General features: G+C 65.6%; 5 protein-coding genes (1 of these 5 cut by a window edge). All 5 read left to right on the top strand.

Features of this window, described 5'->3' with window-relative positions; all coding sequences use genetic code 11:
- Positions 1-9 precede the first annotated feature (9 nt).
- On the top strand, positions 10-258 hold the full coding sequence (locus CDV44_RS07765) for an MbtH family NRPS accessory protein (RefSeq protein WP_087687515.1): 249 nt from the start codon (positions 10-12) through the stop codon (positions 256-258).
- A gap of 39 nt (positions 259-297) precedes the next feature.
- Positions 298-1,059, top strand: a complete 762-nt coding sequence (locus CDV44_RS07760; protein ID WP_087687514.1) for a thioesterase II family protein — start codon at positions 298-300, stop codon at positions 1,057-1,059.
- 13 nt (positions 1,060-1,072) lie between these two features.
- On the top strand, positions 1,073-2,545 hold the full coding sequence (locus tag CDV44_RS07755) for a peptide synthetase (RefSeq protein WP_087687513.1): 1,473 nt from the start codon (positions 1,073-1,075) through the stop codon (positions 2,543-2,545).
- A gap of 215 nt (positions 2,546-2,760) precedes the next feature.
- Positions 2,761-3,864: a YqcI/YcgG family protein gene (locus tag CDV44_RS28715; RefSeq protein WP_087687512.1), complete on the top strand. Its 1,104-nt coding sequence runs from the start codon at positions 2,761-2,763 to the stop codon at positions 3,862-3,864.
- Between the two features lie 92 nt (positions 3,865-3,956).
- A protein-coding gene (locus CDV44_RS07745) for a non-ribosomal peptide synthetase (RefSeq protein WP_087687511.1) crosses the window boundary here: on the top strand, positions 3,957-17,651 show its start. 14,511 nt of this gene lie beyond the right edge of the window; 13,695 of the gene's 28,206 nt are visible here — the first part of the coding sequence; the start codon lies at positions 3,957-3,959; the stop codon falls past the right edge of the window.

The raw sequence follows: 17,651 nt of genomic DNA, 5'->3' as shown, positions 1-17,651 counted from the left end.
AGCAACGCGATGAGCTGGGACGACGAAAACGCGGAATTCGAAGTTGTGATGAACCACGAGGCGCAGTATTCGATCTGGCCAAGCTACAAGGCAATTCCGGGTGGCTGGCACGCGGTCGGCATGAAGGGCAACAAGGCGCAATGCCTGGCCTACATCGAGGAGCACTGGACCGACATGCGCCCGTTGAGCCTGCAAAAGGCGATGGCCGAGCAGGCGGGTCAGCCGACGAGCGCCGGTGCCTCTGCCTCGGTGCACTGATTGCGCCCGAACCGCGTCCTCTTGACTGGCGCCGCCTGAATGCCTGCTCCTCTCACCTTGTTCTGCCTGCCATATGCCGGGGGCAGTGCTGCGATCTATCGCGAATGGCCTCGTTCGCTACCCGACGCGATTCGTCCCGTCATGTTGCATCCGGCGGGGCGGGGCGTGCGCCACGGTGACGCCCCCGTGCATCGTTGGCCGGAATTCATCGACGACATGGTCGCGCAGGCGCTGACGCACCTCATGGTGCCGGGGCAGGCGCCACTGCCGTTCGCGATCTTCGGCCATAGCATGGGCGCGCTCGTGGGGCTCGAAATGGCTCACGCGCTACGGGCACGGCTGGGTGTTAGCCCGCGCTGGTTTGGCGCGTCGGCCAGTCTCGCGCCGGCCTTGCGTCAGCGTGAAACACATTGGCTGACCTGCGACGACGCGACGTTCATTGCCGAAGTCCGGCGGCTGGGCGGTATGCCGGACAGTCTGCTGAACAACCCCGAGTTCATGGCGCTCGTCATGCCGGCGCTGCGCGCCGATTTTCACCTGTGCGGCACCTACGATCCGCCTGCGCGTGCGCCATTGGCATGCCCGTTGCTGGCGATCAATGGTGACGACGACGCGCGCTGCGTCGTGCCCGCCAACGACCCGGCTTGGGCCAGCGAGACGACGGGGCCGTTCGCCTCGGCGCGAGTGCCGGCCGGGCATTTCTTCATCAATACCCACCGCGACGCGCTGCTGGCGCACGTCATTGCGCCATTGCGCGAGGTGGCCGGTATCACCGAGACGCCTGTCCGGGCGCTCGTCTGACGTCAATACGGAGATGGACATCGTGCAAGGCCTCCCCCTGCTGTTCGATTTCGCCCCCTATCTCGAAGTCCGCGACGACACGTTGCCGCTGATTCGGGAATTCGCGTCGCATATGGCGTTTCGTAGCGCCGTCGTCGAAGAACTGGAACTGGACGAAGACTTCTACCGCCGGCCGTTGCGCCCGGAAGATCTCGAGTTCCTGCAATTCAAGAAGGCCGTGCGCGCCGAGACGGTGAGCCGCCTCCCGATGCTGGCATCGCAACGCCTGCTCATGTGCATCAACGAGGTGGGCATTGCCCGCATGCCGCGCCCCGGCGATGCGGACGGCGGTGTGGACATTTTTGCCAGCGCCGACGCGTTCTACAGCGAGCGCAACCAAGTGCTGGGCGCTCGCATCCGGCCCTACCTTGAGAACTACGCGTATGCGTTTCTCGGTAACGAAGGCAACGCAGACGCCACGCCCGGCGCGCTGACGGATACCCTCGACGCCATCGTGCGCACTGAACACGCGTGGTGGAGCGACATCTTCGCGCTGCTGCAACGTAACGAGTATCTGCCCGAAGGACTGCGCTTCATCATGATTCAGCGCTGGAGCCTCGCTCCATCGCGTCGTGCAGCGGTTGCGCGTGCGGTGGCGTCCGGCTATTTCGATGCGGTGTCGCCCGACGCGCGTCCGGTCATGACGGACGCGGCGCAAGACGCGCTGCTGAACCGTGTGGCCGGTGCACTGGACCTGACGCGTCGCGAGCATTCGTACTGGCAGTTCTATTTGCCGACGAGCCTCGCGAAGTGCAATTTTCTCTACGCGCTGGGCGCACGCCCGGATCGCGCATTCGCGCTGCTCGGTGCCGCGTTTGTGGCTGAGGCCGAGATGCTGGCGTTCTGTCAGGCCGCCGCGGCTGCGTGCCCGCATATGCTGCACGGCCTGCCGATTCAACAGCCGCCGTTGGAAGATGCCGTCTCGGACCTGGTCCGCCGGGCGGCCGCCGCGACCACGCAAATCGACGCGCAGTACGGCGCTCAAGGACTGGGCCGTGTGAGCCAAGGGCTTGGCGCGGCGGAACTCATGGGCGCGCGCGGGCGTTGGGATCTCGGTGAACAACTGCGCTGGCTCTCGGCAATCGAGCGCTATGTGGCTTTCGCGAAGCAAGTGGAAGGGCGTATCGAAGCCGAGTGCCCGGGTATCGACCGTGAGACGTTTGTCGAGCCGCGCGAGATGTGTTCCACCACGCACGTGCACAACGACCACCGGCTCGTGGTGATCGAGTCGGGCGACATGATCTTCTGGGGCAATCTCGGCATGCAACTGAAGATGAAGCAGGGCGACAGCGTACTGATTCCCGATGGCCGTCTGCATGGCTCGACGGTCGTCTCGCACGAGTGCACGTATCACCAGCCGATCATTCCGGACGCGTGGTTCGAAGCCCTGCATACCGGCAACGCGCCAAACGCACCGGCACCGAAGTCTTCTGCCGCGCTCGCCTGAGCCGGTACACCCCATGCCCGTTCGCGGCAACGCCGGCGCGCCCACGTAGCGCCGGCGACCTGATTGTCTCGAGGCTATCGACACGAATAGCCGATTACGAATTTCCTAGGCACGTTCATGCGTCCCGCCGCGACTCGTCTCGACTCGCGGTGGTCGATGCGTGACGCAATGACAGCCGGCCCGGGCCGGCGCGCGCAGTTTCGACGGAGAAGCTCATGCAGCTCGACCCCCGCGATGTTCTTGATTCCCCCCGTTCGACCGAGTCATCCCCTGCGCCCCGGCGCGCCACGGCAAGCGACTGGCGCTCTCGCGTCATTCTCGGCGAGCAGGTCGGCGGCATCGACCTGCCCGACTGGCTGGAGACCTCGTACGAAACGCTTCGTTCGCAGGTCATGCACCCGGAGTATCCGTGCTTCTTCGGCACCATTGCCGAGCGTCGCGGCGAGATGTTTTACACGTTCGTGAACGGCAAGGACAACGCGACGCTGCCCGCGACGATGCTCACGTTCGCGCGGCTCGCGTCGCAGCCCGAGTTCCGTCGCAACAACATCGCGATTTTTTATGAACCCGACGCCACGCCGCTGACGCACAACGCGTATCACGACCTGTTCTGGGGCACGTTGCAGTATCTGCATGACGTCGATCCCGATCCGGAAGCCGATCAGCAAGTGCCGCCGTCGCACGAGGACTGGGAATTCGGCTACGGCGGGCTACAGATGTTCGTCGTCTGCGCGTGCCCGTCGTTTTCGCAGCGGCACAGCCGCAACCTCGGGCCGGGCATGGTCCTGCTGTTCCAGCCGCGCGCGGTTTTCGTGGACACCATCACGAACAAGGTGATCGGCCGTCAGGCGCGCGAACAAGTGCGCGAGCGGCTGCGCAAATGGGACGCCGTCGGCCCGCACCCCGACCTCGGTTTCTATGGCGACCCGGGCAATCTCGAATGGAAGCAGTACTTCCTCGAAGACGAGAACGTTGCGGCAGCGGACCAATGCCCGTTCCTCAAACGGATGCGTCGTGCCGCCGAAGACGCCTCCGCCACGTCAGCCCACGCCGCAGCGGCACCGCCCGCACCGCTCACACCGATGATCGGCAAGATCCCCGTGCATCCGAAGCCGCATCCGACCGAAACACCATCGACCGCCCATGCCATGCATTTGTCGCACGCAAATCATGTGGCGCGCCAGATGCACGCCGATGCCGGTCACGCCCGACTGATCGAACAGGGTGACGCCAGCGTGCGCGAGAGCGCATCGCATGGCCAGCACGCGGGCTCGCAGGCCCCTGCGCCGTCGCGCAACGACAACGAACAACCCGAGTAGCCGGCGTTTCCCCCAAGCGGGAAAGCAAAGCGCGGCCGGTGGGCTGCGCGAATCGTCCGATCCTCGAAACGCAACGAATTTCAGGCATACCGATGTCCCAGACTCCCAAGCACATGGTCGAGCAGCTGCAATCGCTCGCAATCGAACGCCCTGACGATATCGCGCTGATTTGCGTGCAGACCGGCGGCGAGACGTCGCACAGCTACGCCGAACTCGATCAGCGTGCCAACGCGCTGGCGCAGCGTCTGGGCGGCGGGGCGCGCAAGGGCGAGCGAGCGATTCTGCTGATGGACAGCGGCCTGTCGTATTTCACGGCGTTCTTCGGCTGCCTGTATGCGGGCGTGCTCGCCGTGCCCGCGTTCGCCCCCGGGCGCACTCGCGATGCCTACGCCGAGCGCCTGCGCGTGATGCTTGCCGACGCCGAAGCCCGATGGGTGCTCGTCACGCCGGAACACGCGCAGATCGCTCGCTCGTTGTTAGCTATGTATGGCGAAGCGGCGGAGTTGATCGTCATCGACGACTCGGTCGATCCGGAACTCACCGAGCGCGTCGCCATCGAGCTGGCGCCGCACGACATTGCTTTCCTCCAGTACACGTCCGGCTCGACGTCTGCGCCCAAGGGCGTGATGGTCACGCATGGCAACTTGATCGCCAACGAGGTCGCCATTCAGGAACGCCTGGGTGTCACGGCATCCGACGTATTCGTCAGTTGGCTGCCGCTGCCGCACGACATGGGCATGATCGGCACGATGCTCCAGCCCGTCTACACGGGCATTCCGCTCGTGCTCATGTCGCCGAATCACTTTCTGGAACAGCCGATCCGTTGGCTCGAAGCCATTGCGCGGCACGGTGGCACGATCTCGGGTGGGCCTGACTTTTCCTACCGGTTGTTGACCGAGCGCGTGCGCGATGCGCAGATGGAAGGTCTGGATCTGTCGGGATGGCGGGTGGCGTTCTCGGGCTCCGAACCGGTGCGTCACGACACGCTGTGTGCATTCGTCGAGCGGTTCAGCGCGTGGGGTTTCGATGCGGCCGCGGTGTATCCCTGCTACGGACTGGCCGAGGCGACCCTGCTGGTCACGGGCGTGACGCGCGCGGGCGGCATGTCGGCTTTCAGCGTCGATCGCGCGGATGGCGAGTCCAAGCATCTGGTGAGCTGCGGCCACGTTGCGCGCGATCACGAGGTCAGAATCGTCGATCCGTCCAGCGGGCGAGCGCTTGGCGACGGTGAGATCGGTGAGATCCGTTTCAACGGGCCGAGCGTGACGGCAGGCTACTGGCGTAATCCGGCCGCGAGCGCAGCAACGTTTGTCGACGACGACGGACGTCGCTGGCTGCGCACGGGCGATCTGGGCATGACGCAAGGCGGGCAACTGTACGTGACCGGCCGCGTGAAAGACATGATCATCGTGCGGGGCCAGAACGTGTATCCGCAGGACGTCGAACAGGCGATCGAGGCGGAACTCGACGTGGTTCGCGCAGGCCGCGTCTCGGCGTTCCCCGTGGAAATCGACGGACGCGAAGGGATCGGTCTGGCGGCCGAGGTCTCGCGCCGGACGCAGAAGTTGCTCACACCGGCGCAGATCGTCGACGAACTCGACGCCGTCGTCGCCCCGCGCTTCGGCGAAGCCTTGGGTGTCGTGGTATTGCTCAATCCGGGTGGACTGCCGAAAACATCGAGCGGCAAGTTGCAACGCTCTGCGGCCGCACGCGGCTGGCGCGAGCGCACGCTCGACGCTTGGGCCGTCTACGCGAACGGTGTGTTCGACGACGCTTATGGCGCCTCGCACAACCATGCCCCGGGGGCTGAACCGCAAGGCGGGCAGGGCCAATCCGACAACGGCGCTACCGCAGAGATCGCAACAAGACTCGCCGTGATTTGGGCGGAAGTGCTCGGCCGACAGGTTGACCCAGCCAGCGCGCATTTCTTCCGTCTTGGTGGCAACTCGATTCAAGCGGTGCAACTGGCCGCGCGTGTGCAGGCAGCGTTTCATGTGCCGTTCGACGTGCGCGATGTCTTCGAGCAGTCGAAACTGCCCGACGCGGCGCTAACCATCACGCAGCGCCAAGGCGTGTCAGGACAGACCGACGCCGCCGTCGCCGTACCGCCGATTTGCCGCCACGCCGACAGCGACGCGGCGGCACCGCTGACCCACGCACAGCACCGTCTCTGGTTCCTCTGGAACCTCGATCCGTCGGATACCGCGTACCACGTGGGCGGGCGGCTGACGTTTGACGCCAGCCCCGACGTGCCGGCATTGCAGGCGGCGTTGCGCGCTGCCATCACGCGGCATTCCGCGTTGCGCACGACCTTCGACACGGACGCGCAGGGCGAACCTGTCCAGCGGGTGGCCGACGCCAGTGTTGCGTCCCGATTTGAACTGACGCATACGACGCTCGAGAGCGGCAACACCCTCAACGACGCCGCTCAGGCATGGATCGACGCGCCTTTCGATCTGCGCAACGGTCCGGTGGTGCGTGCGACGTTGTTTGAGACGCCGGATCGCCGGGCGCATCTTGTCGTCGCGCTTCACCACATCGTGTGCGACGCATGGTCGATGCAGGGTTTTGTCGACGCATTGGCGGATGACTATCGCACCTGCCTGACGGGCGAGCCGCCATTGACGGGGCTCGAAAGTGATCTGAAGTACACCGATTTCGCTGTCTGGCAGCGCGACCTGCGCGACCACGAATCGCGCAAGCGTGAACTGGCTTACTGGTGCGCACGACTGGGGGACGAACCCGCCGCGACGATCCTTGGCGATCGCACGCGCACCGGCAATGCGCCACGACGCGCCGCAACGCACACGTTCGACCTTCCGCCATCGGTGCTTACGGGGCTGGCTGCGGCGGCGGCATCGAATGGCGTGACCCCGTCGATGCTGATTCTCGCTGCGCTAGGTCTCGTGCTGCGCCGACACACGGCCAGCGATGACGTGAGAATCGGCATGCCGGTGGCGAACCGGCAACACGGTGGTACGGCCTCGCTCATGGGCCTCTTCGTCAACACAGTGGTCATGAAGCTCGACGTTCAGGCGTCGGGCACGCTATCCGGGCTGATCTCGCAGGTGCGCGAGACGGCGCTGGAGGCACAGCAGCATCAGGACCTGCCGTTCGACGTGCTGCTCGATACGCTGGCACCGCACCGCAGTCTTGGCCAGACACCGCTGTTTCAGGTGATGTACAACCACGTGCAGCAGGACGAGCGTTCGCTCTCACGCTGGCCGGCGCTACGCGCCACGCTGCATGGTCTCGATGCCGGCGCCGCGCAGTTCGACCTCACGCTGGACGTGCAGGCATACGGCGATGGCCGTCTCCTGCCCAAATTCCGGTACGACGCCGATACGTTTGACGCCTCGACCATCGCCCGGCTCGCCACCCACTTGTGCAGCGCCTTGCAAGCACTGGTACAGCATGCGGACACGACCGTCAGCGCACTGGCCTTGATCGACCGCGACGAGCGCGATCGACTCGTGCAATGGAGCGCCAATGCGCAGGTGTCACCGGGGTTGCCGTTGCATCGACGCATCGAAGCGCATGCCGCCCAAACGCCGGAGGCCGTGGCCCTGACGTTCGAAGACACCGCCATGACCTACGGCGAGTTGAACGCTCTCGCCAACCCGCTTGCCCATGCGCTGATCGCGCGGGGCGTTGGGCTGGAAGCCCGTGTCGGTATTGCGCTGGATCGTTCGCCCGAGATGGTGGTCGCCATTCTGGCGGTGCTCAAGGCCGGTGGCGCCTACGTGCCGTTGGACCCGCAGTATCCCGCCGAACGTTTGAGTTTCCTGATGTCGGACAGCGGCATGACGCTGCTGCTGACCCGCGGTGCGCTGCGCAGCGAGTTGCCGGTGCCGGACGGCGTCGCCACGTTGTTGCTGGAGGATTTCGCGACCGAGACGAACCGCACGCGGGAGGGCGATGTTTCCAACCCTGATGTGCCGGTCTCGCCGTCGAATCTGGCGTACATCATCTACACGTCAGGCTCGACCGGAAAACCGAAGGGCGCACTGGTCACGCATGCCAACGTCGGGCGCCTGCTCGATGCGACGCTGGCGGATTTCGACTTCGGCCCGCAGGACGTATGGACGTTGTTCCACTCGTACGCCTTCGACTTCTCCGTATGGGAAATCTTCGGCGCGTTGTGTTACGGCGGCCGTCTGGTCATCGTGCCGTACCTCGTGAGCCGCGCCGCCGACGACTTCCTGACGTTGCTCCGCCGCGAACGGGTGACCGTGCTGAACCAGACACCGTCAGCGTTCCGGCAGTTGCTGCAAGTCCCGGCGCTGGCAGAGGCTGACGATCTGGCGCTGCGCTTCGTCGTCTTCGGCGGTGAAGCGCTGGAACCGCAAACGCTGCGGCCGTGGTTCGACCGCTTCGGCGATACGACGCCGCGCATGATCAACATGTACGGCATCACCGAGACGACGGTTCACGTGACGTTCCGTCGGATCACCCGCGACGACCTGAGCGTGACACGCAGCCCGGTCGGGCGAGCTATCGGCGATCTTGGGCTGTACGTGCTCGATGCGCAGGGGGAACTGGCACCGATCGGCGTGCCCGGTGAGCTGCATGTGAGCGGGGCGGGTCTTGCTCGCGGGTACTGGCACCGTGCGGCGCTGACCGCACAACGTTTCATTCCGGACAGTTTTTCGGGCGATGGCGGACGGCTCTATCGCACGGGTGATCTGGCGCGTTGGCGTGCCGACGGCGAGCTGGACTATCTGGGGCGCATCGATCATCAGGTCAAAATTCGAGGCTTCCGCATCGAGCTGGGCGAGATCGAGGCGCAACTGCTGGCGCAGCCCGGCGTGCACGGCGCGGTCGCGAGCGTGCAGGAGGGGCCGGGTGGCGCGCGTCTGATTGCCCACGTGGCGGGTGATGCCCACGTGCCGACGCTGCGCGCGGCGCTGGGTGCCGTGCTGCCCGACTACATGGTCCCGAAGGCCATCGTGGTCATGCCCGTGTTCCCGCTCACGGCCAACGGCAAGGTGGATCGTCGGGCTTTGCCAGCGCCGGAATTCGGTCGCGGCATCGACGCCGCACCGCGTGCGGGGACAGAAGCTACTTTGGCGCAGGTCTGGCAGAGCGTGCTGGGCGTGCCGTCGGTGGGGCGTCACGACAATTTCTTCGCCATTGGCGGCGACTCGCTGCTGACACTGAAAGTTGTGAATCGGGCAACGCTGGCCGGACTCACGCTGTCACCACGCCATCTGTTTGAACATCAAAGTCTGGCCGATCTGGCGGAAGCCCTCGATAGCGCAGCGGCAGTCACAGACGAGATTGCCGCGCCCGCATTGCTCCCGCTGGAAAGAACGGCCGGCCTGTCGCTGCCGTTGTCGTACGCCCAGCAGCGGCTGTGGTTCCTGTGGCATCTGCAACCGGAAAGCTCGGCGTATCACATCGCAGGCGGGCTGCGGCTGCACGGTGCGTTCGACGACGCGGCGAAACAAGCGGTGCAAGCCGCATTCGACACGCTCGTCGCACGCCACGAATCGCTGCGCGTCACGTTTGCACAGGGCAAGAGTGAGGGTGGCGAGGGGAGTGAGGGCGAGTTGGCCGTGCCAGTCGCCGCACGGCAAATCGTGCACGACACGATGCCAATTACCGTGCGCCATCACGATGTCAGCCACGCCGGCGATCCAGAGGCCGACGCCGCGGCGCTGGCCGATGCGTTTGCACGCGAGACGTTCGATCTCTCGCAAGGCCCGCTGTTGCGTGTCGGTATCGTGAAGCTGGGCGAGCAAGCGCACCAGTTGCTGATCTCGATGCACCACATCATCTCGGACGGCTGGTCCGTCGATCGCATGCTCGACGAGTTTGTCGCCTGCTACCGTGCCCATCGGGATCACACGACCGCGACCCTGCCTGTGCTGCCGGTTCAGTACGCCGACTACGCCGTGTGGCAACGCCGCTGGCTCGATGCCGGTGAACGTGAACGTCAACTGGCGTGGTGGCGCGCCGAGCTGGGCGATCAACATCCGGTGCTGGCGCTCCCGGCAGATCGCGAACGCCTCGCGCTCGCCGATTACACCGCCGCGCGGCACACGTTTGTGCTGCCGTCCGAATTGACCCGCCGCCTGCGAGCCAGCGCCCAACGCCACGACAGCACGCTTTTCGTCGCCTTGCTCACGGCCTACATGGCCATGCTGCATCGGCATGCCGGCGCACGCGACATTCGCGTCGGGGTGCCCGTCGCAAATCGCGAACGCCCGGAAGTCAACGACGTCCTCGGCTGCTTCGTGAACACGCAAGTCATGCGGGCGCGGGTCGGGCCTGCCCAGTCGCTGGGTGCATTGCTGCAAACCGTTCGCACCCATGTTGCCGGCGCGCAGGCGCATCAGGACTTGCCGTTCGATGTCCTCGTCAACGCCCTGCAACCGGAGCGAAACCTTCGGCACACGCCGATCTTCCAAGTCGTACTGAATCACCGTCAGCCCGACCATCGGGTCTTCGATGCGCTCGACGGCCTCACGGTGTCCCGCATGGATATCGCGGGGCGCAATGCCCAATTCGAACTGACGCTCGACACCGAAGAGGCGGACGACGGCTCGGTGAGCGCCGCGATGACCTACGCGAGCGAGCTCTTCGACGCTACGACCGTGGCTCGTTGGGCCGACCACTTCGTGACCCTCTGTGAGGCATTGGCAGCGGATACGTCTGTCGCCGTGGGTGATGTCGTGCTTCACAACGCAGACGGCAGCGTCATGCCAGTGGCGGTCGATGCGGTTGTGGGAGGTCAGGGCGAAGGCAGCGGCCGCGAGGTTGATGTTGCCATTCGTTCGACGCAACCCCAAGCCGGGCGAAACGCCTTCGAAGCGCCCGTTTCGCCCGCAGAGCAGGCGGTCGCATCCGCATGGCAAGCCGTGCTGCAACTCGACCGCATTAGCCGCCACGACAACTTTTTCGAGATCGGTGGCGACTCGATCCTGAGTCTGCAAATCGTGTCGGCACTGGCAAGACAGGGCTGGAAGATCACTGCGCGTCAGCTGTTCGAAGCCCAAACGGTGGCAACCCTTGCGGCGTTGGCGCAGCCACTGGACGCGGGATCGCAGCCCGTTGTTAAAGCAAAGTCTCAAGTGCGGACACTGGTTGGGCAGGCCGACGACAACGTCGAAGCGGCCTATCCGGCGACGCCGCTGCAAAGCGGTCTCCTGTTCCATAGCCTGATGCAGTCGGGGCGCGGCGTTTACGTCAATCAGAAACGTCTGACGTTGCGCGGTTCACTGGATCACGAACGCATGCGTGATGCGTGGACGCGGGTAATGGCACGCCACGCGATCCTGCGAACCCACTTCAGTTGGGCGCACGGTGGCGATGCGATGCAAGTCGTCTCCCGTCATGTCGCGCTGCCTTACACCCGGCATGACTGGTCAGCCGGCCCGCAAGCGACTTACGACGCGCGCCTGCACGCATGGCTTGCAGACGACCTCGCGCAAGGCTTCGATCTCGCCGTTGCCCCGTTGCTGCGCGTGAACCTGTTCGCCCGTCCCGATGGCCTGACCGATCTTGTCTGGACCGACCATCACGTGCTGCTCGACGGCTGGAGTGCCGCGCAACTGCTCGCGGAAGTCCTCGCGATCTATCGGGGCGAGACGTTGCCCGAGGCTGCTGTGACGCCGCAGTACGGCGATTACGTGCACTGGCTCAAGACACAACCGGACCACGCCGGCTATTGGCAAGGCCGCATGCAGGCGCTGGATGAACCGGCGACGCTCGTCGCAAGCCTGCCGTCCGCTCAGACCGGGCACGATGCGACGTCGGGTCCGTTGCTGCAAGTCGACGACGTGCTCGACAGCGCACTGGACCGACGGCTGCGCGACGCCGCCCGCCAGCACCGCGTCACGCTCAACACGATGATTCAGGCCGCATGGGCGCTGCTGACCTCGCGCTATGGACATCGGACGCAAGCCGCCTTCGGCGTCACCGTTTCCGGCCGGGAGAATGATCTGCCCGGGATCGACCGCACCCTCGGCCTGTTCATCAACAGCCTGCCGATGTGGGTCGACGTGCCCGCCGCCGCGACGATTTCAGCGTGGCTACAGGACGTGCAGCAGCGCGGCACGGCATTGCGCGCGGTGGAAACCACGCCGCTGCGTCAGGTACAACAATGGACCGGGCGCGCCGCCGAGGCGCTGTTCGACACGCTCGTCGTCTTCGAGAACTACCCGATCGACGCCGCCGTGCGCGCCGACGACGCGTCGCTCTCGCTGGCCGCTTTCGCCACCACGGAACAGACGCATTACCCGCTCGTGCTCGCAGTACTGCCCGGTGACACGCTCACGTTGCGCTGGAAAGCGAAAGCCTCGCGCATCGACGCGCACACGCTGGCGCAATTGCAAGCGGATCTGCGGGTGATTCTCGATCAACTGTCGAGCCCATCGGAAGCCGGATCGACACACGTCGGCACGATAACGCTGGCCGGTCAGGCCCAGCCGTCGTCGCTGACCCGTCATGATTTCGCACCGGTCATGCATCGCATTGCGGCGCAGGCAAAGGCCACGCCGCAACGTCCGGCCATCCATTGCGAGGGTGTGCGTTGGTCGTATCGCGAGCTGGACGCCGCAGCCAACCGCATCGCCGTGGCGCTTGTCACCGCAGGCGTGCGCGCCGACGAACGCGTGGGCCTGTGCGTCGAGCGCTCGCCGTGGATGACCGCTGCGTTGCTCGGCGTGCTGCGGGCAGGCGGCGCATTCGTGCCACTGGACCCGTCGTATCCGTTCGATCGTCTGGCCTTCATGATGGAAGACGCGGGCGTACGCCGTGTACTGACAGACGCCAGCACGGCGCAGACGATGGCCTCGGTACTCCACGGGCATGAGGTGATCGTGGTCGACACGCTAGAGCCGGCCGATGGCGCCATGGTGTGCCACGACGTTCATCCCGACCAACTGGCTTACGTGATCTATACGTCGGGATCGACCGGACGGCCGAAGGGCGTGGCGATCTCGCATGGTGCCTTCAGTCAGCACATCGACGACTTTCTGAATACCTACGCGATCACGCAGGACGACAAGCAGTTGCAATCGTCCACGATCAACTTCGACGTGGCGTTGCACGAAATGCTGCCGGCGCTGTGCAACGGCGGACAGATCGAAATGCGCGGACCGCAGGCTTGGGATCTGGCCACGACAAGCCGCCACCTGAGCGAGGAGGGCGTGACCTTCTCACGCATTCCGACCGCCTATTGGCAACAGTGGTTGCGCAATCCGCCGCCGCGCGAGGCGCTTGCCGCGCTGCGTCAGATCACCGTGGGCGGGGAGGGGCTGCCGGGCGATGCGTTACGCCAGTGGCAGGACGGCCCGCTGTCGGGCATTCAACTGGACAACCTGTACGGACCGACCGAAACCACGGTCGCCTGCATGTATCGGCGCACCTGCGAGGCCGATACCCAACACGCGATCGTCTCCATCGGCGTGCCGTATCCGTCGCGCCGCGTGTACGTGATGGATGCCCATGGCAACGAAGCACCGGTCGACGCGCTGGGTGAACTCTGCATTGCTGGTCACACGCTGGCGCGCGGCTATCTGGGCCGGGCGTCGTTGACCGCCGAGAAGTTCGTGCCGGACCCGTTTGCGGGCAATGGCACGCGGATGTACCGCACCGGCGATCTGTGCCGGCGCCGCGCGGATGGCCGGATCGACTTTCTGGGCCGTCTGGACGCTCAGGTCAAGCTGCGCGGTCTGCGCATCGAACTCGGCGAGATCGACGCTGTGCTTCGGCAAGTGCCGGGCGTGCGCGACGCCGTGGTGGCATTGGTGGGCGCAGGTGAGGGGGCGCGGTTGGCCGGTTACGTGGTCGGCGACGTGGCCGACGTGGTGCTGCGCCGCTCGCTCGAACGCAAGTTGCCGGGGCATATGGTGCCGTCGGTGTTCGTCCACCTCGATGCCTTGCCGGTCATGCCGAACGGCAAGACCGACCGTGGTGCATTGCCGCTGCCGCAAGACATGGCGTCGCGCGAGCGGCAAGCGCCCGTCGGCCCCGTGCAAATCGCGCTGCACGACATCTGGCGCGATGTACTCGGGCGCGACGACGTCGGCGTCACCGACAACTTCTTCGAGATCGGTGGCGATTCGATTCTGAGCCTGCGCGTGATCGCGCAGGCGGCACTGGCCGGGCTGAAGCTCACGCCGCGACACCTCTTCGATGCGCCGGATATCGAACGTCTCGCCCTGTTGGCCGAGCCGCTGCATGCGCGACCCGCGCACGTCGAGTCTCGCGAACCGTTGCCGTTGACGCCGATTCAGGCCACGTTCTTCGATCGTCACCCGCACGGCGAGGCGCATTGGAATCAGGCCGTGCTGTTGCAAAGCGAATCGCTGCCAGACGCCGCCGCGCTGCGCCGCGCTCTGGATGCCCTCGTTCAGGCCCACGACGCGCTGCGGCTCCGTTTCGTGCGCACGCCGTCGGGCTGGCAGCAGCAGGTGGTCGCCGTGGATGCGCACAATCTGCTCGAGACGCTCGACCTTCGGGGCGAAGCCGACTGGCGTGCCGCTATCGAACGCGAGGGCACGCGGGTCCACCGGTCCCTCGACATTGGGCAAGGGCCGCTGCTCCGGGCGTTGCTCATGCATACCCCGGATGGCGCCTATCTGCTGATCACGATTCATCACCTCGCCGTAGACGGTGTGTCGTGGCGCGTGCTGCTCGACGAGCTTGAGCGTGGGTATCACGCGGCGCACGAGGGCCGAGCCATCGAGCTTTCCGGCAACACGCCGTGGAGCGTGTGGGTGCAGGCGGCGACCGCCCATGCGGCGTCGGCAGACGTCATCGACGAGTTGCCGTGGTGGCGTAATGCGCTGACCGGCGCGAGCCCGCTGTTCGGCGCCACCTCGAAAGGGCGGCCGCGTCAGACCCGTCACGCATTACTCGGGGCGCAAGCCACGCGCCGACTCGTTGCGCAGACACGCAGTCATTTGGGCCTGCAAATCGACGAAGCGCTGCTGGGCGTGCTCGCGCGCGCATTAGGTGACACCTTCGATTGCACCGACGCGGTAGTCGCCGTTGAAGGACATGGCCGAGAATCACTGGGACGCGAGTCGGGCACAGAACTGGACCTGAGTGGCACGATCGGTTGGTTCACGACCCGATATCCCGTCCGCCTGCCTGCGACCGGCACGCTTGCCGACCAGCTCATCGCGACGAAAGACGGCCTGCGCGACGTACCGAACAAGGGCCTGCATTGGGGCCTGCTGGCATGGCATGCGCGCGACGACGTCCGCCGTGCCGCAGCCGCGCTGCCCGTGGCACAAGTGGGCTTCAACTATCTCGGCAATCTCGACCAGGCGGTCGCCACCGGCAGCACGTTTGCGCTGTCCACGCTCCCATGCGGCGAGATGGCCGCCCCGGCACCGGCGCCGTTCGCGCTCGATCTCAACGCCCGCATTCAGGACGGCGCGCTGTCGATCACGTGGGACTTCGATCCCGATATCGTCGATGCCACGCAGGTGGAACGCTGCATCGAACGCTTTGATGCCCACTTGCAAGCTGTCATCGAAGCAACCCGGGATCGCACGCGAATCTTCTCGCGCAGCGATTTCCCGCGCGCCGCGCTGAACGCCGAACAATGGCAGCGGCTCGCGCTGGACGCCACCGGGGTCGAGGATGTCTATCCCGCCACGGCGGTACAACAAGGGTTGCTGTATCACGACCTGTCGTTGCCGGGCGAGGGCATGTACATCACGCAGAAGCGTGTGACGCTGATCGGCGACCTGAACGTCGCCGCGCTGCGTCAGGCTTGGGAGCAGGCTGTCGCCCGTCACGCCGCTTTGCGCACGCGCTTTGCGTCGCACCACGGCGGCCCGATCTTGCAAATCGTGCAGTCACGCGCGGCATTGCCGTTCACGGTGCATCCGGTCCCGGCAGGCGTCACGGATCTCAGCGCTTATGAGCGCAGTTTCACGCAATGGCTTGCGAGCGATCTGCGTGCCGGTTTCGATGTGGAACGCGCGCCGCTGCTTCGCGTCAACGTCTTCCTGCGCCCGGACAACGCGGCGGATCTGGTGTGGACCGCCCATCACGCCATCACCGACGGATGGAGCAGCGCACTGCTGATGGCCGAAGTCGTCGGCACCTATCGCGCCGTGCGCGACGGTGACGAACGGCAAGCGAGCGCGGCACCGGCCGTGCCTTACAGCCGTTACGTCGACTGGATCGCGCGTCAACCGTCGTCGCGCGACTGGTGGGTAGAACAGGCCGGAGAGGTTGCGAATCGCGGGCAGTTGCTCGCCTATGCGTCGTCCGCATCACCGGAGGCAAGCACGGATGCGCTGACTTTCGAAGACGCCTTGCCCGACGCACTGGGGATCAAGCTGGTCGAAGCCGCGCAACGTCATCAGGTGACCATCAATACCGTGATGCAAGGCGCATGGGCGCTGCTGATCGCGCAGCAGAGCTTCCGTCAGGACGTGACGTTCGGCGTCACGGTCTCCGGGCGTCCGGCCTCGTTGCCCGGTGCGCAGGAAATGCTGGGGCTGTGCATCAATTCGCTGCCGCTGTTCGTGACGGTGAAGCCGTCGCAGGACGTTGGCGTTTGGCTTCGCGCGGTGCAGGCACAGAACGTTTCGCTCCGTGAACACGAGCACACCCCGTTGGCGTCCGTCCAGCAATGGCTCGGTTTGAACGGTACGGCACCGTTCGATAGCCTGATCGTGTTTGAGAACTACCCGGTCGCGGCCGGTTTGCTCGACGGCGACGCCACGCTGCGTGTGGGGCAGGTGCAAGGCTGGGAACGTACCCACTATCCCGTCACGCTGACGGTCGCCACACGCGGTACGCCGACGTTGGGCTGGCGCTTTGACGCCAACCGTTGCTCAGGCGATGACGCCGCGCAGTTGCGTCGTCAGTATCTGTGTCTTCTGGAGGCGATGGCGAACACGCCGGCAGTCGGCACCCGAGTGGCTGACTGCCTGACGCCGACGGTCGACGCTGCGGAAACGCTTGCCGCCTTGGGCGTCGCGCAGGCCACGGCCTTCGATACCGCAACGGTGCCCGCACGCATCGCGCGTCAGGCGAGCCTGACGCCGGACGCCGAGGCCCTTGTGCTCGACGGCCAGACCTTGACGTTCGCCGATCTCAACACCGCCGCCAATGGCTTGGCACGTCGCCTCGCCAGCATGGGCATCAGGCCCGAGGTGCGCGTCGGCGTGGCGATGATCCGCTCCATCGAAATGGTAGTCGCGCTGCTTGCCGTCATGAAGGCGGGTGGCGCCTACGTACCGCTCGACCCGGCGTACCCGGCGGCCCGCATTGCCCACATGATCGAGGACAGCGGCGTATCGGTCGTGCTGTCGCAGGCGGAAGTACCGCTTGCGTTGGCCGGCGGCGTGCGGCGTCTGGACGTCGACGACGCCGTGCTGGCCGTACGTCACCCGCTGCCACCGGAGGTCGCGCTACACGGCGACAACCTCGCGTATGTCATCCACACGTCCGGCTCGACGGGCGTACCGAAGGGCGTGGCGATCTCGCATGGCGCACTCACGCGCCACGTCGACGCGACGATTGCCTATGCGAAGCTGAGCGCCGCAGATCGGGTGCTGCAATTCTCCACCGTCAACTTCGACGGATTCGTCGAACAGCTTTTCCCAAGTCTGTGCGTGGGCGCGACGGTCGTGTTGCGCGGACCGGATATCTGGTCGAGCGACGAATTTGTTGCACGCGTGCGCCGTCATGGCGTCACGGTGGCGCACTTGCCCACGGCCTACTGGCATGCATTGACGCAAGACCTCGCAGGCAGCACTGAAAGCCTCGCGCCGTTGCGCGAGTTCCACGCCGGTGGCGAGGCCATGTCC

The organism is Pandoraea sp. PE-S2R-1, assembly GCF_002179865.1.
Classification (GTDB): domain Bacteria; phylum Pseudomonadota; class Gammaproteobacteria; order Burkholderiales; family Burkholderiaceae; genus Pandoraea.
The sequence above is the reverse complement of the archived record's forward strand: the minus strand, read 5'-3'. Positions and strand labels throughout refer to the sequence as shown.